This is a genomic window from Derxia gummosa DSM 723, assembly GCF_000482785.1.
Classification (GTDB): Bacteria; Pseudomonadota; Gammaproteobacteria; order Burkholderiales; family Burkholderiaceae_E; genus Derxia; species Derxia gummosa.
The window spans coordinates 681,773-700,854 of sequence record NZ_KI519499.1; the positions used below are offsets into that span (position 1 = coordinate 681,773).

At 57.6% G+C, this 19,082-nt stretch carries 18 protein-coding genes; 8 read left to right on the plus strand and 10 right to left on the minus strand.

From position 1 onward, the window contains the following. Window positions 1-212: 212 nt before the first annotated feature. The 6 genes from H566_RS29255 to hxsA2 form a co-directional block, all read right to left on the minus strand. Window positions 213-434: a hypothetical protein gene (locus tag H566_RS29255; RefSeq protein ID WP_156924520.1), complete on the minus strand. Its 222-nt coding sequence runs from the start codon at window positions 432-434 to the stop codon at window positions 213-215. Window positions 435-436: 2 nt separating this feature from the next. Further along, window positions 437-1,021, minus strand: coding sequence for a hypothetical protein (locus tag H566_RS29260; protein WP_156924521.1), 585 nt, complete (start codon window positions 1,019-1,021; stop codon window positions 437-439). Between the two features lie 209 nt (window positions 1,022-1,230). Continuing rightward, complete coding sequence (gene hxsC / locus H566_RS0120350) at window positions 1,231-2,409, minus strand: His-Xaa-Ser system radical SAM maturase HxsC (protein WP_028312879.1); 1,179 nt, start codon at window positions 2,407-2,409, stop codon at window positions 1,231-1,233. Next, window positions 2,403-3,872: a His-Xaa-Ser system radical SAM maturase HxsB gene (gene hxsB, locus H566_RS0120355; protein WP_028312880.1), complete on the minus strand. Its 1,470-nt coding sequence runs from the start codon at window positions 3,870-3,872 to the stop codon at window positions 2,403-2,405. The genes hxsC and hxsB overlap by 7 nt, the downstream gene beginning before the upstream one ends. Next, window positions 3,869-4,153, minus strand: coding sequence for a His-Xaa-Ser system protein HxsD (gene hxsD / locus H566_RS0120360; RefSeq protein ID WP_028312881.1), 285 nt, complete (start codon window positions 4,151-4,153; stop codon window positions 3,869-3,871). Before hxsD ends, hxsB begins: the two co-directional genes overlap by 4 nt. Before the next feature lie 73 nt (window positions 4,154-4,226). Next, window positions 4,227-4,505 (minus strand): His-Xaa-Ser repeat protein HxsA2, encoded by a 279-nt coding sequence (gene hxsA2, locus H566_RS0120365; RefSeq protein WP_156924522.1) that lies wholly within the window; start codon window positions 4,503-4,505, stop codon window positions 4,227-4,229. Window positions 4,506-5,037: 532 nt separating this feature from the next. On the opposite strand from hxsA2, the gene lexA reads away from it, so the two are divergent. Further along, a complete protein-coding gene (gene lexA / locus H566_RS0120370; protein WP_028312883.1) occupies window positions 5,038-5,610 on the plus strand; it encodes a transcriptional repressor LexA in 573 nt (190 codons plus the stop codon). 160 nt (window positions 5,611-5,770) lie between these two features. After that, a complete protein-coding gene (locus H566_RS29265; RefSeq protein ID WP_156924523.1) occupies window positions 5,771-6,130 on the plus strand; it encodes a hypothetical protein in 360 nt (119 codons plus the stop codon). Window positions 6,131-6,144: 14 nt separating this feature from the next. Here H566_RS29265 and H566_RS0120375 read toward each other — a convergent pair whose 3' ends face one another. Continuing rightward, window positions 6,145-6,480: a DUF6471 domain-containing protein gene (locus tag H566_RS0120375; RefSeq protein WP_156924524.1), complete on the minus strand. Its 336-nt coding sequence runs from the start codon at window positions 6,478-6,480 to the stop codon at window positions 6,145-6,147. 354 nt (window positions 6,481-6,834) lie between these two features. Here H566_RS0120375 and H566_RS26705 point away from each other — a divergent pair, with 354 nt between their 5' ends. The 5 genes from H566_RS26705 (at window position 6,835) to H566_RS0120400 (ending at window position 13,577) form a co-directional block, all read left to right on the plus strand. Beyond that, complete coding sequence (locus tag H566_RS26705; RefSeq protein WP_051379069.1) at window positions 6,835-7,563, plus strand: heteromeric transposase endonuclease subunit TnsA; 729 nt, start codon at window positions 6,835-6,837, stop codon at window positions 7,561-7,563. Further along, window positions 7,563-9,764 (plus strand): Mu transposase C-terminal domain-containing protein, encoded by a 2,202-nt coding sequence (locus H566_RS0120390; protein WP_084545329.1) that lies wholly within the window; start codon window positions 7,563-7,565, stop codon window positions 9,762-9,764. Before H566_RS26705 ends, H566_RS0120390 begins: the two co-directional genes overlap by 1 nt. Further along, entirely contained in the window at window positions 9,757-11,286 is a 1,530-nt protein-coding gene (locus H566_RS26710) for an ATP-binding protein (protein WP_084545330.1), read from the plus strand. Before H566_RS0120390 ends, H566_RS26710 begins: the two co-directional genes overlap by 8 nt. Beyond that, window positions 11,286-12,515, plus strand: coding sequence for a TnsD family Tn7-like transposition protein (locus H566_RS28635; protein ID WP_084545331.1), 1,230 nt, complete (start codon window positions 11,286-11,288; stop codon window positions 12,513-12,515). The genes H566_RS26710 and H566_RS28635 overlap by 1 nt, the downstream gene beginning before the upstream one ends. 210 nt (window positions 12,516-12,725) lie before the next feature. Beyond that, window positions 12,726-13,577 carry an 8-oxoguanine DNA glycosylase gene (locus H566_RS0120400; protein WP_211238130.1) on the plus strand — a complete coding sequence of 284 codons (852 nt, stop codon included), beginning with the start codon at window positions 12,726-12,728 and terminating at the stop codon, window positions 13,575-13,577. A gap of 5 nt (window positions 13,578-13,582) precedes the next feature. Here the strand turns inward: H566_RS0120400 and H566_RS30515 are convergent, their stop codons facing one another. From H566_RS30515 to H566_RS26715, 3 genes are all read right to left on the minus strand, one after another. Next, window positions 13,583-13,810, minus strand: a complete 228-nt coding sequence (locus tag H566_RS30515) for a hypothetical protein (protein WP_169732561.1) — start codon at window positions 13,808-13,810, stop codon at window positions 13,583-13,585. A gap of 421 nt (window positions 13,811-14,231) precedes the next feature. Beyond that, window positions 14,232-14,903: a 7-cyano-7-deazaguanine synthase gene (locus H566_RS28640; protein WP_342668739.1), complete on the minus strand. Its 672-nt coding sequence runs from the start codon at window positions 14,901-14,903 to the stop codon at window positions 14,232-14,234. Further along, window positions 14,837-16,054, minus strand: coding sequence for a PfkB family carbohydrate kinase (locus tag H566_RS26715; protein ID WP_034412305.1), 1,218 nt, complete (start codon window positions 16,052-16,054; stop codon window positions 14,837-14,839). Before H566_RS26715 ends, H566_RS28640 begins: the two co-directional genes overlap by 67 nt. Window positions 16,055-17,113: 1,059 nt before the next feature. Between H566_RS26715 and H566_RS28645 the strand changes: the two genes are divergently transcribed. Continuing rightward, entirely contained in the window at window positions 17,114-18,154 is a 1,041-nt protein-coding gene (locus tag H566_RS28645; protein ID WP_084545333.1) for a transposase, read from the plus strand. The last annotated feature ends 928 nt before the right edge of the window (window positions 18,155-19,082 follow it).

Consider the following 19,082-nt stretch of genomic DNA (forward strand, 5'->3'; position numbering starts at 1 on the left):
CAGGAGATTAAGGCTTTGACTGGCCCGTCTTTGGACAGACAATTGAGTTTCCCCAAGAGTTTCTTACAAGCGCCCTCTTGTTAAGTTTGTTTAACCAATCAAACCGCTTCCATAACGCACCTTCATCAATGGCGAATACTGCATACTGCTGTCATATCAGCCCTCAAAAAGACAGACGTACCAATTAAAGCAATCAGTATACTCAGCAGGACTTAACCGGATTGGACCTTATTAAATTCACACTGCATTACTTGTGGATTTTTGCGGAAACCGGCTGCTGCGCATGCCACGTAGTCACCTATCATTTCCGCAGCTAAGGCATGGACAAAATCAGCATTATCACCACCTTGTTCATTATTCGAGCGCACACGAAGAATTTCTTCCAGCGTGGTTGGGCGCAGGAATTTTTTCAGCTCATTTAAGTCAGTCGCCATGGTCACACCCTTATATTACGTTCAGCCGTATAGCAATCAAGTACAGCCCATGATTTACTGCCCTCGGCCAAGTCAAACTCGAGTGAAACCTCGCCACCATGGACAAGCCATTCATGCATTCCATCAGGAGTAGCAATCAAATCGGATATACGGCAGCAACCCTGTAAATTAGCCGACAGAAAATGCTTAATGGCCGCAGGGATGTCTGCATCAAATCCCAACCGAGGCCATATCCAGTAGCCAACCCATTGCTGGCTCAACTCGGGATACCGGGCAGTCCGAAAGTTACCAACACCGAGCGTCGTTATTCGACCGGCACCGACGCGTCGGGCGGCATTGGCTTGTATCGCGATGCTTCTAGCCGCCAAGTTATGCCCAAAAAAAGAGGGATGGATGCGAAAATCTGTATTATGGATAACCCAACAGTTTTTATCTAAGTCAAAGAACAGTTCACGGACCATCTCACGAACCGCATGATGTTTAACCTCCAAAATAATAGCCATTTTGTTGTATTTGACTATCAACTCACTATCAGCAAATGCACCACTGAGTTCAATGAGGTCATTGGTGTCAAAAATTCTAGGCACCCCCGGCTCCACAACCAACAAGACCCTTCTAAGGTCGAACCATTGCCGAGTTATAGAATCACGAAATCTCATGTCTGCAAGAATGCCTAGCAATTTGGTTGCTGCGCATTAATCCTGTTGATTAGTTGATTTGCACCACAAGAGACCAGCAATCTGCGCTGTGGAGCTCACTGAACAAACTAAATCAGCCAAAATTAAGAACGTGTCGACTAAAAAAACGGGACCAGTTTTCGACTATATACTTCCCTAATACTAGAAGCGAAGAAGCCGCCACATTCAGTTCGTCGCACGCACACGGCGCATTCCTGTGCATACTCCTTCTTCCAGTCTGAAATCGAGCGCACGTAGACGTCCTCGACATCGCGGTTCACCAAGCACAGCTGATGGTTGTAAATCTCGACCGGAATGTCAAAGTGCTTGAAGACGCGAACCGCCTCGCTCAACGTGTCGCGGTAATCTGCCGAGTCAATCCACAGCGCATCGAGGTTCGCGCGGGTGAAACCCGTCATCTCCAGCCCCATGAGCGCCACCTTGTCGACGAAGAGCAAGTTGCGCGCGATGAAGCGGGCAAGCTCGGTCAGGCCGTCGATGGTCTGACGATGCAGCACGACGCGAATCTCCACGCGCTGGCCAAGCCGCTTGAGATTCAGGATGCCGCGTACGGTCTCATCGAAGGCGCCGGCGGCCTGCACCACGTAGTCATGCCGAGTTGGGTCGGCGGAGTAGACCGGAATGCCCACCGCGATGTCCGGATGCTTCACCGCGGCGTAGGCTCGGGCGAACTCGAAATCGGCGAAGCGGCGACCGTTGCTCAGGACATGCAGGACGACGTTGGGCCGCTGACGCTTGAACTGGTCAATGAGCTCAATGAAGCCCGCACCCCAAGTGGTCGGTTCGCCCCCTGAGAGCACGAGGCCGGGGCGGCCGTCGCGTGGAAGGTGCGAGATGAGCTCCATCGCTTCATCGAGCAGCCAGCGGTCGTCAACCTCCCGCGGCGGCTGCGAGCACATGAGGCAGTAGTTGTTGCACTGCTCCGTTAGCAGCACGCCGTTGTGAGGCGTGTTGGCGCGATAGAGCACGCGGATGCGCCCGTCGGAACTGAGCGCTACCACGTCCCCGTCGGCCATGTAGTCAAGTTCGTTCGGCACGACGGTCAGGTTGGCCACTGCACCCAGCTGTACCCGGGCTCGCTCGAGCGCGACTACCTGAGGAAAGCCTGACGGAAGCTCGCCCGGTTCGCGCATTAGAAACGCCTTGCCGGAACGCGCAGCCTGCGGCAGCCGCGCGTTGGTCGTCAGCGTGAACAGCACTCGCGGCGTGCGGCGGTGGACCGGATTGTCCGCGAACGGCACGCCTTGCTGGAGCACCTTAGCCGAGAGCGTCAGCATGTGCCCACCCAACCTTCAAAGAGTTCGCGCGCCGACGGGTCATCGCGCATGAGTCGAAGCAGGTGCTTGGCCACACCCATCTGGCGCCGGCAGAAGGCCGACTCCGGCTTGCGGCCGAGCATGTCGCCGGTCATTCCATGGTGAAACACCGGGTCCGCACCACACCACGGCTCAATGGCGCAGTCGCTACAGCCTGGTGCTGACAAGGTGAAGGAGTCCTCGAGCGCGCCCAGCAATGCCTCGTTCGTGAAGATGTCCTCGTAGCTGCTCGTGTGCACGTTGCCGAGGCAGAAGGTCGCGTCCCCCATCTCCTTGAGCATGCGCGCCTCGTCGGAAGCGTAGACGTCCCCGTCGTAGTTGAAGACGATGGCTGAGATGCCCGCCCCGCTCGGGTTGGACAGGTCCACGAAGTTCGGGTCGCGAACCGTGAGCATCTTGGTGAGCAGGATGCTCGCGTAGTACTCGCGAAACGGCACGCCAGCGCGGTTGAGCTCGAGGATGTACGCGAGGCCTTCCTTGTAGAAGTCCAGCCAGCGCTCGGAGTCGTAGGCCTGGTAGCTCTTGGTCTTGAGCGCGAAGCCGTAGGGCGAGAGATGGCGCAGGAAGATGCCGTCGAACTCGAGGCGCACGTACTCGTCAATGATGTCGCGCACCCGCGGCAGGCTCGCCGCCGAAGTCGTCATGAGTGCTGCGACGGCGTCGCGGCCGATGATGGCGCGCGCCCGGGCCAAGCCGTCAACGAAACGGGCATGGCTGTCGCGGCCTGGACGAGGCCGGTTCTTGTTGTGCAGGTCTTCCGGACCGTCCAGCGAGCTCGACAGGTGGATGTCGTGGTCACGGCAGTAGCGCAGCATCTCGTCGGTGGCCAGTGACAGCGTCGTCGTGATGACTTTGCGCAGGTCACGCCCCTGCGATGCGTTGCGCTGCTCGGCCTGCTCGACGACATAGCGGATGAGCTCGAAGTTCAGCAGCGGCTCCCCACCCTGGAACTCGAGCTTCAGCGCGCGGTTCGGCGAGCGGAACATGAGGTCGAGCGCCTTGTCCGCCGTCTCTCGCGACATGTCGAAGCGGGCCTTGTCCTCGGACTGGCGCGACACTTGGCAGTACTGACAGGAGTGGTCGCAGCGCAGGCTTACCACGAAGATGTGCAGGTTCGTGAAGGCGGCCAGGTGCGCCATGCGCGTGCGCGTCTTGAGCGCAAGCAGCTCCACCGGCGCCTCGTCGCCCGGCTCGCGCAGCATGTGCCGGGCGCGCAGGCGCGCGTAGTCCACGTCGTCTGCCGCGAGTTCGTGATTCACGAGCGCGCGGAGCTTGTCGCGCTTAAGCAGCGCAAACTCGCCGACCATGTTGGACAGCACGACCTCGTCATCGTCCAGCGCTTCGAAGCGAAACGGCAGCAAGGCATAGCCGCTTGGGCGACTTGGCGAACGCTGGTAGAAGTTCAGCGGCTGGAAGCGGCTCATCCCTGAAGCCCTGTACGCGAGAAGGCGTAGGCCAGCACCAGGTCTCGTACGGGTGCCGTTTCTTCCTTGATTTGCAGCCGCAGCTGCTGGTCGAGCAGCTCGCGCTTGAAGTCCGACAACAGCAGCTCAAGGGGCGTCTTCACGCCTGCGACAACCTCAAGCTCGCAGACGATGTGTCTCTGCGTGGCCGACAGCACAACGGCCAGTCGGTCGATGAAGCGGTAGGCAGCCTTTTGCACGGCCTCCATCCGGTAGACAGTCGGGTCAAGTTCGAGTCGCACGTCGGTATTGCGCAGTAAATTGGGAGGCGAATAACTCCTGCCCATTAACGGCGATGGGCAGCACAGCTCAGCCTCAATAGCCCGATTGATGGGACCGATGCGAGCCGTGCGAGCTGTGGCTCGAATGGGTAGCGAGCAACTCCCCGCTTTGCGCGCGCTTGAGCACGAACGCCTCGCCCGAGTTGGTGACGGCCGGCAGGTTCCCCGCAGCGAGCGAAGGAATGGCCTGCATGTTGGTCACGGCCTGCGGCTCAGCTTCGACAGGCTGGTCTTGCGGCAGGTGCGCAGCGTGCGTCTGCTGCACGGCAAAACCGGCAGCAATCATTGCAAACGGCTTCAAGAATTTGTGCATGTGAATGCACCTCCTATAGTCTCGAAAATTGCTCTAGGGACGCCTAGCAACATCTATTAGGCGAGCAAACTAAATATCACTGGCAATAGTGAAGTTGCTAGCGCGTATTCACACGTACCGGTTTCTGCAACGGACAAAATTGGCCTAAGTATCAAAGTCAAAGTCGGCAACTTCTCCACTGGCCGATACCCGACAAAGAAGTGCTTCTTGGGGCCGCGCACTCACTCAAGACGACGTCTATTTCCCTAGATGGACATTTCGAACCCAGGGGAGTCCTCAGCCTTGCGGTTCCCCTTATAGCTTCTACTGCTGTAGGAGCGTCCCGCCCTATCGGGACGGATAGCTGCCATTGAAATAGCGCCGTTGGGAACGGCTTTTTGAACTCAGGTTGGCCCTCAGCCACCCCTGTGATGCCGATTCGGCCGTTCGTCGAATAGACGTGGAATTGCACCTTGCGGGACGCAAGGTAGTTGACCCGACTACTGATGATTCATACAGTCATCGCCATCGAACAAACATTCGACGAGGCGACATGCGAGACGAACAGCACTTAGCAGCGTTACGGGCGTACTGGAAAGCGCATCAGGCGTTTCCAGCGATGGCGAAGCTGTGCGAAGTAGTCGGTCTCTCGTCGTCGTCTAGCGTCTTCGCGCTGATTGGTCGACTCGTTGAGGCTGGATATCTGGAGCGCGTGGAAGGACGCATCGCTCCCACGAAGCGGTTCTTCGCCCGGCCGCTCATCGGCGCCGTGCGAGCGGGGATTCCGCAGCCCGCGACAGACGAAGCACTGGACCTCGTGACGATTGACGACTACCTCGTTGATGACCCGAACAGGTCCATCTTGTGCAGGGTGCGCGGGGAGTCGATGCGTGAGGCAGGGCTGCTTGACGGCGACATCGTCGTGGTCGAGCGCAACGCACCGGCATCGCCGGGCGACATCGTGGTAGCCGTAGTGGACGGCGAACTGACGGTCAAGCACCTGCGTCGTGCCAACGACCGGTACTTCCTGCAGGCAGCAAACCCAGACTTCGCCGACATCTACCCCAAGGGTTCACTCGAAATCCTTGGCGTCGTTATCGGCTCCTTCCGGCGCATGCGGAGGTGACCACGCAGCCGTCAACCTTCGCCGCCAGCTAGCGGCATCCACTTAAGCCACGACCACTTCTGGCGTTCGTCTCGCCAGCGGATTGGACGCGGCTTGCTCGTTGTTTTGCAATCGCCGGCCAGGTTGGCTGCGAGGGCGTCGTTCGCCCTGGAGATATGAAATGCCAGTCTGGCCCACCCAAACAGTCGATGAGCAACCGATGCTGCACGTTCGCTCATGGCGCATTGCTGCGACGAAGCACGGCACACAGCATGTGGTCGGCTATTGCGTCGAAAACCTAGAAGGACGTGTTTCCAGCGCAATCGAACGCTTTGACGCCGATACCGGGACTGCGTTTACGACGTCAGGACGCAGGTATCGCCTTCTCGACTCGCCAGGCTGGAACTGGGATGCCGACTATGTCTGGCGCCGCTGGTTGGCTTCGCAAGACGCAACCGAGAACGAATCCGAATCCGAAGCTGTCACAAGCAGGACCTGGCTTGCCGTCCAAACCGCGGTCTCCAAATCCAAGGGCGCATGACGGTCATGACTGTTCTAGCCCTCATCACCGACATCCTTCTCGGCGCTCGCGCGCTTGGACTTTTGGCGGCCACGTGGCGTCAGCTCTTGACAGGGACTAGGCGTCAACTTTGGCAGCACGACCTCGGCCTCTTTCAAGTTCATGGCCGCAAGCGCTCGCAGGAAAAAGCTCAGCGGGAACTTGCCAGCCCGGATTCGATTGCTCATCTGCCGAACAGCGATTTCCGACGCGTTGCGCGTCAGTTCGTACGTGAGCGCCTTGTAGTCAACGCCGTGTCGAACCATCAAGGCACGCAAGATGCGATGGGCCTGCTTTTCCCAATAGTCCGGTTTCTCCCCTGGTGTGCTCATTCGCTCGCCCTACGAACATGTTTTTTGATGAGAAAAGTTCTTCATGGAAATGCTTTTCTCATTCTAAGAGATTCTTTCAGTCAGCTCGTCTTTACACCTGTCCAGAACGAACGCTTTGGACGTCGACCAGCGCTGTCAAACAAGGTGCTGCCGGCCCCATGAAGGCCGTCGACGGCCGCAGGACGAACACGCGTAGGCGCACCACGCGCCGACAGGACATGAGATGAGGAACGTATGGCTGGCGTCAGGTGGACAGATGAGCGCATTGCTGCACTGGTGGCACAAGGCTGCGGGAGCGGAAAAGGCGCTGCATACACCCCGTGGATTGACGTGCGCGATGTGAGCAGTCTCGGCATGTCCAGACGCATTTACAGCCCGAAGACCAACCGCGTTCATCACCTCTTGTCCAACGTCGAGAATGACCTCTTTGTGGCGCTCGAGTGGTCTCGTGAAATCACAGACATCCGCGAGCAGTACCCGCTCGACAGAGACGTCACGACCGAGGTCGCGGCATCACTCGGCATCAAGCATCCCTATTACGTTGGCACCCATGTGCGCACGGTGATGACCGTCGATTTCCTGTGCACGCGCATGCGCGCCGGCATGGAGGAATACGTCGCTTTCAACGCCAAGCGCACGGAGGAAGCCAGTGACCGTCGCTCTCTCGAAAAGCTTGAAATTCAGCGCGCTGCATTGCAGTTGCTCGGCGTTGCGCATCACGTCGTCTTTCACGACGACCTGCCGAAACGCAAGATTTCGAACCTCAGATGGATTCGAGACGGCTATCTGAGAGACGGCGAGCGCGAGCCGTACCCCGGCTACTTCGACGACATCAAGTCGCGTCTCGCGGCCTCGTGGCCGCAGTCTGGTCTTGCTGCTTGCACATTGGCTGAGCACTGCGCACGGTTCGACACCAGTCAAGGCGCTGAGCGCGGTACTGGCTTGAAGGCGGCCCGCATGCTCATGCTGGACCGCTGGTTGGTCCCTGACCTCGAAGTGCCTTCTCTCGCTGACGCGCTACTCACATCGTTTCAGCTTGCATCTCGCGAGCGGTCGCACCTGCGTGCTGTCGGAGGCGCGTGATGCTGACGCGCAATGACATCTTTCTCGCCGACGGCATCGAGTATCGACTGCTGTGGGCAAGCGCGGAAACGAACCGCGCGTGGGTCATCTGTCTCGACCGGTCAAACGCGCTCCCTCAACTGTGCGCATGGGACGCGCTCGCCCAACAAAAGCCGTACCGCGTGAACGACGCACGTTGGAATCCCGCAGTCCGCAAGGCGACGCCCGCCATGCAGCGCGTGCGCGATGACGCCCTGAAAGCGCTGGCCGGCATCCAGAGCAGAACTCCTGACATCTTCGAACCTGCACAACGCGCACGCCTTGTCGATGAGCGCATCGCCGCTGGTCATTCTAAAGTCGCCATCTACAAGCACCTGAGGCGGTATTGGCGAGGCGGACAAGTTCACTCTGCGCTGCTCGGCAACTTCGACCAATCGAGACACAAGTGTGTCGGCTTGACCACTGGGCGGGGTCGTCCTTCGCCTGTTGACGTCGCGGTCTATCAGCTTGAGGCAACTGACCTCGAACGCTTCAAGACCGCGATAGAGCGGTACTACTTCAGTGACGAGCGCAGAACGCTGGCGCACACGTATCAGCGCTTGCTGGAAGCGCACTACCAAACAGTGGATGGAAACAATATCCATCGACTGCGGCCGCCAGGCGAACGGCCGACCTACAAGCAGCTACGGCATTACCTGCTCAAGAATTACGGAGCCGAGCACGTGCTGCGCAAGCGCAAAGGCGACAAGGAGTTTGAGCGCGAGCACCGTGCGGTCCTGGGCACAGTCCTTCAAGATTGCCTTGGCGTTGGCCACCAGTACGAAGCCGACGCCACGATTGTCGATGTGTTTCTCGTCGCATCAAGCGACTCACGAAAAATCATCGGCAAGCCGACGCTCTACCTCATTGTCGACCGTAAGTCGCGACTCATCGTCGGCTGGTACATCGGCCTTGAAAACGCGAGCTGGATTTGCGCGCTGCAAGCGCTTGTCACCATCTCCGCAGACAAGCGCTCGCTGTGCGAGCAGTACGGGGTCACCTACGACCCTCGCGACTGGCCGGCCCACGAAGTCTTTCCGTCGGAAATCATCGCAGACCGCGGCGAACTGCTGACGCAAGGCAGTGACCAGGTCATCGGAGAACTGAACTGCACCATTGCCAATGTCTCTGCCAAGCGACCCGACCACAAGCCAGTCGTCGAGACGCAGTTCAAGCAGACACGCATGACGCTGCAAGACGGCACCCCAGGCTTCGACCCGCCAGAGAACGCCAAGCGGCGCCAGGGCAAGCACTACGAGAAAGATGCTTGCCTGACCCTGCACGACTTCACGGCTGTGATGCTGACCCACATCATCGAGCACAACCGCAGGCCGATGCGTGATTACGACTGCAGCTTGGCGGAAGTCGCGGCGGGCGTTATCCCCTCACCCATTGCTATCTGGAATCACAACATCTCCAGTCGCGCAGGCCTGCTCACGCGATTCTCTGAAGAACGAGTCCGCATCGCGCTGCTGCCGCGCGGCGAGGCGACGGTCACGGAACACGGCATCGAATTCCAAGGCTGCATCTATACCTGTCAGGAAGCGATTGCCCGCGGATGGTTTGTCGATGGGCGAAAGCGTCGTTTCAAGGTCATGGTGACGTACGAAAGCCGACTCGTGGACATCGTCTACATCCACGCGCCAGACAAGGCTGCTCTCTACGTCGGCATCTTGTCTCCACGGGCTGAGAAGTACCGCGGCTTGTCGTTTGCGGAAGTGAAAGCGTTCGAGCGCGAGCGCGCCCGGATGCGTCATGAGATTGAGCATCAGCAAGCCCAGGCGAGAGCGGACCTGCATGCAGCCACCGCAGGCATCTTCGCTACGGCGGCTGCCAAGCTTGCAGCAGCCGGTATCAAGAAGTCTCGCACTGCGCGTCGTGCCGATATTGCCGAGGACCGGCAACAAGAACGCCGTCTGGAACGACAGGCGTTGGGAACGACGATGCGCCTCACGGCGCCTGACGGCATTGCTCCAGCCGTGGCGACGGTCGACGACATGCCAGCACGCGGCTCCAACGTCCTGCCGTTACGCCCTGAACAAGGCGCAATCGAGCGCGCGGCCGAAAGCAATCGCAAGGAGGTCTCGGCCCAACCCCTGAGTCAAGCGACCAATGACTCGCCGCGAGCCCTGAGTCTCGCTGATAAGCTGCGACTGGCGCAGGAGAAGATGCGTAATGGATGAACTTTCTGCTTTTGGGGCCGTCGAGGCTACTTATCAAGCTCACCACCTGCCCCAATACCGTGGCAACCCGATGGTTGAAGCGCTACCGGCTACCTTGCGTGCCGATGAATTGCTGGAGTTCTTGAGCGTGCGACCAGGCTTCGAGCCGGAGCAACGTGAGTGGGCGACCGACGACCGTCTGCACATGCTCGCCACGCTGCGCAGCTTTGTCGTTCCGCTCCAGCGCCATGTTGAACTGGCTCAGACACTGGATTCGATGCTCCGGTCTGGCTACGTGGGCCGCATGCCGCGCACCCCTGAGTACATGCGCCGATGCCAGTCGATATACGACCAAGCGCGAGCTGGTGCATCGTTCGCCAACTCGTCGCTGCAGCTGTCGGCACTGCTGATGGGGATGCCAGGGATGGGCAAGACCACGGTGGTCAAACGCTGGTTCTCGCAGTTCCCGGAGGTCATCTATCACCGCTCGACAAATACCTACCAGATAACGCGGCTCCACATCGAGATGCCGAGTGACGGCTCGAGTATCAAGGGGTTGGGTCACGCCATTCTTCATGCGGTCGACCGACTGATACCTGGGGCGCAGTACTACGAGACGTACGCCAAGGGCGGCAGGACAGGCGCTGACGCGCTCATGCGTGGGGTAGCTCGAGTCCTGAACATGCATTTCGTAGGCTTCTTGGTGGCGGATGAAATCCAGAACCTTGCCAACGCTCATAAGGGCAAGCAGACAGTGATGACTGAACTCGTCTCGGCCTGCAACGAGCTCGGCGTCCCCATCCTATTCATCGGCACGAACAAGGCTGCAAAGGTTTTCAGTCAGGACTTCAGGCAATCACGGCGGTCGTGCGGCCAAGGCATTCGACATTGGGACCGACTGTCGAACGAAGCGAGTGCGGACGGCATCAACGAGTGGCGCAGTTTCCTGGAGACCCTATGGTCCTTTCAGTGGACTCGCCAGCCTGTCGCACTGGATGCCCACTTCGATGCCCTCATGCATCACTACAGCCAAGGCGTCATCGACATCGCCATCAAGCTCTTTGCGTCAGCCCAAGCTCGCGCAATGCGCGATGGGTCTGAACGCCTGAGCCCTGAACTCATTCACGAGGTCTTTGCGACTGAATTCGAGTTGATGCATCCGATGCTTGATGCCCTGCGTCGTAATGACTCAGAGGTTCTGGCTCTCTACGATGATGTCGCGCCCATCTCCACCGCCGCGCTGGCTGAAAGCGTCGGGCGCCGCATGCAGGGTCTGAGTACTGCTCAAGTACCAACACCGCATTCTCAGGTTGGCGCTGCCGCACCGGCTGCTCGGCATCAGTCGAACAAGAAGAGGCCCGAGCAACGCCCAGCCAGCGCTGCCGCACACGACACGACGGAGACAGCCGCGCCGCTCGAAGACCGACCGGAGGACTACCGCCGAGCAATTCAGTCCGCGACCGACACGAGCGCTCAGGTGTACCAGCGCATGCGTGAACTTGGCATGGCTCGACCTCTCGAAGCGCTCGTGGATTTGAGCTGATGGCACTGCTTCCCAAGCCTTATGACGATGAAGTGGTCGGAAGCGTTTTCGCTCGCGCGGCCGTGCAGGCAGGCTTGCCGCTAAAGACGCTTCTTGGCTCCATCTTTTCAGGTCGCGGGTCTCATTCATTTCTCATGACGAGTGAACTCCACCGCGTCGCCAGCTTCGCCGGTGTGGACGCTGATGAACTACTGAGCCAACACACGATGTTCCCGTACGCAGTGGCTTATATGACGCGCGATGTCAAAGCCGCCTTTCGTACGAAAGCGCTCAGCCTGCAGCCTGGCCAGGAATGTCTTGGCTCACTGACCAAATCAGTGTCCCATGGGGTTCCCTACCGCCGCTTCTGTCCTGACTGCGTCCGGCAGGACCTGCGCATGTACGGCGAGTCGTACTGGCGAAGGGCACACCTCCTGCCCGGCGCTCTGGTTTGCCTCCGCCACCACAAGCCCCTCAAGACCGCCAATTTGCCTTTGCGTGGCAGGACGTCCATGAAGGACATAACGCTTCCGCATCAGGCAGAGCTGCTTCCAACGCGATTGCCCGCATCCGCGGCACTTCGCATGAAGCTCACTGAACGGTCAGTACAAGCGCTGGTCGGACAGGTTCAAGTCGATAACGACTGGCGCGAGTGGTATCGGACTCGAGTGCTCGCACTCGGCTATCAGCTGCCACCCGGTGCGGTCGCAGGCGCGGCACTTGCCCGTGAACTTCGCAGCTACTTCGGCCAGCCGCTGCTGGAGTCCATGGGCTGCCCGCTGCCGGGAACGTGCTTGGACACGTGGCCCGCATTGATGACGCGCCCTGGCATTGATACCCCGTTCGCGACCCCAAAGCATGTGGTGCTCGATGTGTTTTTGGATGAAGGCATTCGAGCTCCGGACGACGTGACGAGCTTGTACCAGGCGCCGGGCAAGAAGACGCGCGACTACGCACGTCTGGATAAGGCGACAGTTGCTCGAATCGAGAAGCGTATCCAGCAGGTAGTGGACGCTGGCGAGCGGACATCCATCAAGGCATTACTGACCGACGCCGGCGTCTGGTCCGCTTTTCGGCACGACCGCGAGAACTTTCCGGCAACACGAGCAACGCTTGACGAATTTCGGGCATCAAACCAAGCAGAGCGTCAAGTTGGCGGGCGTAGCTACTGGAGGCAGCGCCATCCCAGCCGTTATTCGCCACCCCAAGGAATTGATGCGGCAACCGACGAAGCGCCGGCAGCTCGCTGAGCAAACTCGTCAGCCAAGAGCTTAGGGCGACAAGCGAGTCTCGAGACGCGGGACGCTTGGCAACAGTCCGTTCGTTCAATGTCCTACTGGACCTTACCGTTATGAGACCAGTAGGTTGAACGGCTACGCCACCATAGCCACAGCCCCAGAAAAGTGCAGTGCCGTACCGGACCGAACATCCGGCGCGCCTCGAGTGGCTATAGAGAACAATTGAACATCAAACCGGAGCTCGTCCTCATGTCGCAATCAGCAGCCATTCTGACTCGAACAGGTGCAGTACAGGTTGAGCTTCCGGAGCGCGATGCTGAGCTGATTAAAGGGGTGCAGTGGGGCTCTTTAGATGCTTTCCCCACACCGGCATATTGGGCATACCAAGTAATTGCGCGACGCCTCATGGGAAGGCCAGCCCCGTATCGACTCGGACGTTCTTTGAGCGAAGAGGTCGGCGCATGCCTGTTAGGCGGCCATGGAATTCCCGCATCTGTCGGCATCGCTGCCTACCATCGGCTACGCGAGCACGGTGCCTTTGACAACCGGGACGTCAGCGAACAGCAACTGCTCGCGTGGCTGACAGAACCTCTTCGCGTCGGCAATAGGACTGTCCGCTATCGCTTCGCAGCGCAAAAGGCACGCTATCTTGCCGGCGCCCTGCCGATGGTCCGTTCGGCTCCGACGTTCTCTACGGGCAAAGAGTTGCGTGACTGGCTACTGGGTGCGCCTGGTATCGGCCCAAAGACTGCATCGTGGATTGCCCGAAATTGGATGGACGCCGACGATGTCGCCATTTTGGATATTCACATCATGAGAGTCGGTCAGGCTGTGGGCATCTTTCCAATGCACCAGACGGTCGAACGAAACTACATGGACTTGGAAGTGCGATTCCTGCAGTTTGCCGAAGCCCTCGACGTGCGCGCGTCCGAACTTGACGCCGTCATCTGGCACGAAATGGCGTCGTCTCCCACCATCGTGAAGCAATTGGTGGCACATCTACACGAACGCATGGCCCAAAGCGTTCCTGCGCGCCGTCGACGCGAACCTGCGCAAACAGCGCTCGTTTTCTAGAAGCGTCAGCCACCGAGCAACGCCAGGCCCGCGCCAAACAAACACTCATTTGGGCCAAAAAGGTTAGTCAGCTCGGCATGCGCAGTGATTCCCAAGGGGCAGAACGATAAGCCGAGCACTTCGGCGACTATTGACATGTAGCCGAGCACTACGCCGGCATCGCGCCACACCAAGCTTTCAGGATTCACATACTTTGCAGCTGTCTTGCCGGGCTCAACGATGAGGGCGAGCACTAGACCAGAGTCGACATCTAGTAGTTCTGCAGCCTTCCTCCGAACCAAGTCCGCGTTGGCCGTGGTTCCCCTCAGGTCGACTAGCGCATGCTCAGTCGGGTCGTACAAGCGCCACGGCGTACACGACGCAGCTACCAGGATGTGAACAGGGTGCATTGCCCCGGCCGACGGATGCGGTCTTGATTCCTGGTCAAAGCCGTAAGGGCTTGGCCTAGAGCAGCGGCTTCGGCCTGTAAGCCATAGAAACTCGCCAAGAGCCTCGTACTTAAGCGGTCGACCAGAATCTCTTCGTGTCTCGCGGTGCTCCATTACTGAGACCATGTCGACAAGAAGAGGTGCACTACGCGGAACAAGTTGCTGGACGTTCCCAGTAGGCCACGTGAATGGCTTGTAAGGCGCCGGTTCTTTGCGCGGGATAGGTTCAGTCGACAATTGAATACTCTGGCCCAAGTTCTCGATAGGTATCCAAGTACTTGTTGCAACCGCGGCAATCGCCGCATGCGATGTCAGCCTTGTGGCAGCTATGAGACCAAGCCAGCAGAGAGGGAGGCACGCGCGCCTCTCGCACTAGCTCTGCCGTCGAAAGACCAATAGCCGGAGCGACGATTCGCATTCCACCTTCTTGGTACGACGTCAATTCGTCTACCTTGCGTACGAAATCTTCCGTCCCATCAAGATGGCTCTCGCCATCCGAGCGGACGGTTCCAATGTAAAGCGTCCTTACGCCAAGGGCGATTGCGCGCATCGAAGCTAGTGTGATAAGCATTTGATTGCGGTATGGCCACCAATCCGAGGTCTTGGCCTCGGCATGCGGTGGCGCATAAGACATATCGCCCGAGCCTAGCGAACGGCAGTCAATAGTGATAATGCTGTGTTGAATTCCCAACTCGGAACACACTTGAGTCGCCGCGAGCCTCTCTGCCGCTGCGGCACGCTGTCCATAATCTATTGTGATGGCGAATGCTGGGCGCTTCCACCAAGCGATAGCGATTGAATCCATTCCGCCAGAAAGAAGCAATCCTGCTGTCACAACGCCACCGCCTCCCACAACGTCGAATAAATTGCCGTCGTGAAGTCGTTGCAAATAGTGCACTCGGAGCCTTCCATCATCTTGAGGCCTTCGCCTTTGTGCCGTTCGCTGTAGACCACCACAGGCTTCCCTAGGGCTCGGGCGTAGCCGATTTCATAGACTGTGCCCGGGTCAAAACCGTCCGCAATCGCCATCACGAGATGAGAAGCATGAATGGCTTCCAAGTCCTTTGCGACCACGTCATCTGCCTCGCCTAAGCCAATGTCGTGGTACGGCGAGAACACCTTTAGCCCCATTTCCTGGAGAACATTCCGAGCTTGCTCAACCATCCAGACCTGCGATAAATCGAAAAAAGGGCCAGCCAAATACACTTGACGCACTTCGCCGGCTCGATAGCCAACCGACAGGCCAATTGCCTGAGGGGCATAGTCGTTTAGTTGGACCGGGGTAATCAGTCCTTGCGTCTCTACGTAGTAAGCCGTCGCGCGGGAAGCAATTAAAGCTGCCTCAGCGGGGGACTTGCCGTTATGCATCCATTCATTGGCAAAGTGCGCTACGAAGCAGTCCCCAGAACCTACCTTCCAGACATGACCGGTACGGAAGGCCGGTACTTGGGTTGTCCCAGTTGCAGTCCAGACAAACGCACCGTGAGGCCCCATCTTGACGACGACGACCTCAGCACCTTGCTGATGCGCCAGGGCCGGCGCCGTCATACTCGGATGCTCGCCAGGCATGCCCGCCATGTGACCGGCTTCCCACGAGTTCATGACCAACGCCAGATGGTTCGCTCTTGAGCCATTCGCCCCGAAAGGCTTGCCCTTACGAACATTTTGAGGGTCGTAAACAGCCCAGTCCGCATTAACAACCGCGTCGCCCTCCAGCATGCCGAAGCGCACAACCTTGTCTGCATCGACCTGAAGAGGCGGGTATTCGACGTCAGGTACGCCCGAAATGACTGGGACGTCCAAGTCATACAGGTATCGGAAGGCTACGATGCCGTCCACTTTCGTCGGCATCGTCGAAAAGCCCTCAAGCCATGCGGCGCGTTCCTCGAACACATCGATAGCGTGCTGCCCCATGTACGAATGCAAGACCACATCGGTTCCCATGTTCGCGATGGCCATTGCAGCGCGTCCAGCCGAACCATAGATGTCGTTCCAGCGCGGATGGACACAGTACTCACGGTAAACACCACCGACGACGTTGAGTGCCATTATTTGTGCTGGACGCGAACGCGCACTTGACCACCGTTCACGCTCACAACAATTGCGTTGTACGTGTGCCCTTGGTCGACGCAGTTGCGTAGTCGAGTTGCTTCCGGCCCCGTCAGCCCCCCAGCAACCTGTCCATCGCTAAGCACTTGAACGACGACTTGTCCACGCATATTCGTGACGACAACACTGAGAACATCGCCTTGGCTAAGCCTCCCCACAATAGCGGGTTGAGGGCTCGTTAATTGCGCATTGAACGCAAGCGTCTCACACGGCGAATCGTCTCGAGTACCGCCCCCACCGCTACCACCCCCACCACCAGACATAGGCCCCCCCTGTCTTTTATGCTGACGGCATGCATCAGAAAAATTCGGAATCTATTGACCTCACAATAGATTCAAATGGTCTCTTGTGCGCGCCTACCAAACAACATCCCTGAATGTGCTGTTTACCTCTCCAGCTTTGCGAACCAAGTGCCTTCGGTCAACTCGCTCACGTCGGCCAAACGAATGGGCCTTTGTGCGAAACGAGCACTGCGCTGCGAACAAGCGCCCAATAGGCCTTCGTCAGACATGTAAAGCACGAATATTTTTCAAACTCTAAGAGAGTAAGTGGCTTTTTCAAATGCCTGGACCAATTTGTCCACTGCAAAGCAGCATCTCCGCCCGCTGCGTCACTTAGCGTAGCAGCGGGCGCCTGGCTTTGAGTACGCAGTCCGGCAATACCCGGCACGAAGCATTTTTTGGGAATTCGACGCAGGGCAATTAGCACCAGGATATTGGCAGAGCCAACAACACATCGCGACTGCAAGACTCCATCGGAATTAAGCAAATAAGGCATTCGAAGACCTACTTTTTCGGTACTCGGAATAGCCGTCCGCACTGGCTTAGCAACCTACCGACTGCGCATCATCCTAAAAGACCCCGGCAATTTCTACATAGCAAATCGGGCATCTATAAAAACGCCATCTCCCGGTTCATCGGATGCTCCGATTGGCCAACCTTTTACGCCAACACATCTAAAATCTGATGTCTACCCGATTTCATTCACTTGGAGTCGGGTATGGAATGGGTCTGTGGATTTGCAATGGAGGCAGGGCGTCTTAAGGCTGTTGCAGTGAACGAAGACAGGCAGCGTACGACCATCAGCCTCGGGGAGCTGCATCGACAAGGCGTGCCGACGGCATCGCGTACCTCACGCGCCAAGGTGTGCGTGAACTTTCAGGCGTTTCGTGCGGGCTCAGGTCACGAGTACCGACAGTGCTTCGGTATCGAACTCCCGGAAGACATCCGCGACAATCATCAGGTATTCGAATTCAAGGAAAACAACAACATATATTTCGTGCCGGCGCTTGTGCTGATGCGCGCTCTATTTCAGCCAGCAATCCTCGTTCTGCCGGACATTTTTCTCAACAATGCACTTGAGCGGGCGTGCCATTTATCATGGAAATCCCATGATGTCGCGCCAGAACTCATAATTCATGCCTCTTGGGCTTATCCAAGCTATAAGCATCGCTATGCGAACTGGGAAAATCCCTTTCGATGGTTCATGGCTCATCCAAGCGCAACACATATGGTTGACAGTGTGCATCAGCATGCAATTGAAGCCAGATGCGCAATGGCACTACCCGAAGCAGAACTCGAAGCAAACATCAATTTTGTAGAATACGCAGGGCGACGGTTCGTCACGAACTTCAAAATTATCTCTATCACTCCACTTGACAAGCCCATCCATGAACTCAAGCAGCTTAAATCAGCTATTCGCTACCATGATGGCCACGACAATTGTGAACGCGCGCAACATCGACACGACCTGCCGACCATCCCTCGCCATGCCGACTCAAGTACGGATGTCAACGATGACGAATGGCAAATCATTGAACCGCTCATCACCAACCACTTAGGTCGACCCACAACAGACTTGCGACAACGGCTGAATAGCGTTATTGGAAAGCTAGCGACCGGCTTGAGCTGGAAAAGTTATCCATACACACGTGGTACATGGAACGACGCATCGCAGGCTTACAGACGCTGGAAAAAATGCGGGGACCTCGAACTCATTTTGTCGGTTATTAGGGAACGACGTACTGCCACCACCGAATAACATCGACCACTTCACCCGGCAAGTCGCGGTTCGAAAAGCGATTTAGTTGGCTTAGAGCCTGCTTGAATACTCCATTGGTCTTCAAAAGAAAATCTTGACACAGCTGCACACGCCGCTGGAATGCGGCTGGGTTGCCGCCGTTGGGTAACTGCTTTGGAGTTTTAGCCAAGCATCTAAAGAATGCCTGCAAAACCCATGTTTGAGCCTGCTGCCCCTCAATAAATTCAAAGATTTACGACGACAGGAACGGGGTTTTGCAGACTTTCCCTAAGAGTGTTGATACCCTTAAGCTGAGTCCAAGTGAGGCCCCTGCAAGCCCTTGCTGCTGCAACTCAGTTTCTTGACCAAACTCGACTTCTGTAGCCGTGAAGCGCCATGCTTCAGAGTTGGGACGAGCGAGGAAGGCTAGGCATCAATCCGGTCGTATGCCCGTGACACAAGCCATTTTGTCGGCTTGACCCGGTCGATGACGAGCAGAGTCATCCGCCAGACGAAACGGCATTCGCCCGGCTGCTTAGTGAATAAACGACAAAAATCGAATTTTCTTAGTGACTGGACGACAATTTGGCCTCGGGAATACCGATTTCTTAGTGACTTAGCACAATAAACAAGCCAGCCAATCATTCGAGTCTGGGTGTGCTAATCCAGCGCCCTGTACATTCTGAATCCGGAAGCTACCCCATTCAGAATCAGGTTCTCGCTCTTCAAGCGATGCTCAATGAGCTGACTAGACGGCGGGACGCACACGCCGTCCAGGAGTGGCGACATATCACTGCGCAGAGACTTACACACGCCGTATGACGATTGCCCGCTGCGAATCACGGAAATTAGAGCGTCGTCGAGCTGGATAAACGCGTCTTCCGCCACTATGGCGAATTCACGGGCTTACGAGTAGCTTCCCTGGCAATCGCCTCAGAAGCACTGAGCA

Bases quoted from the DNA above. Each gene is read 5' to 3' on its own strand.
- H566_RS29255 (WP_156924520.1), bottom strand. From the start codon at position 434: ATGGCGACTGACTTAAATGAGCTGAAAAAATTCCTGCGCCCAACCACG.
- hxsC (WP_028312879.1), bottom strand. From the start codon at position 2,409: ATGCTGACGCTCTCGGCTAAGGTGCTCCAGCAAGGCGTGCCGTTCGCG.
- hxsB (WP_028312880.1), bottom strand. From the start codon at position 3,872: ATGAGCCGCTTCCAGCCGCTGAACTTCTACCAGCGTTCGCCAAGTCGC.
- hxsA2 (WP_156924522.1), bottom strand. From the start codon at position 4,505: ATGCACAAATTCTTGAAGCCGTTTGCAATGATTGCTGCCGGTTTTGCC.
- lexA (WP_028312883.1), top strand. From the start codon at position 5,038: ATGCGAGACGAACAGCACTTAGCAGCGTTACGGGCGTACTGGAAAGCG.
- H566_RS29265 (WP_156924523.1), top strand. From the start codon at position 5,771: ATGCCAGTCTGGCCCACCCAAACAGTCGATGAGCAACCGATGCTGCAC.
- H566_RS0120375 (WP_156924524.1), bottom strand. From the start codon at position 6,480: ATGAGCACACCAGGGGAGAAACCGGACTATTGGGAAAAGCAGGCCCAT.
- H566_RS26705 (WP_051379069.1), top strand. From the start codon at position 6,835: ATGTCCAGACGCATTTACAGCCCGAAGACCAACCGCGTTCATCACCTC.
- H566_RS0120390 (WP_084545329.1), top strand. From the start codon at position 7,563: ATGCTGACGCGCAATGACATCTTTCTCGCCGACGGCATCGAGTATCGA.
- H566_RS26710 (WP_084545330.1), top strand. From the start codon at position 9,757: ATGGATGAACTTTCTGCTTTTGGGGCCGTCGAGGCTACTTATCAAGCT.
- H566_RS28635 (WP_084545331.1), top strand. From the start codon at position 11,286: ATGGCACTGCTTCCCAAGCCTTATGACGATGAAGTGGTCGGAAGCGTT.
- H566_RS26715 (WP_034412305.1), bottom strand. From the start codon at position 16,054: ATGGCACTCAACGTCGTCGGTGGTGTTTACCGTGAGTACTGTGTCCAT.
- H566_RS28645 (WP_084545333.1), top strand. From the start codon at position 17,114: ATGGAATGGGTCTGTGGATTTGCAATGGAGGCAGGGCGTCTTAAGGCT.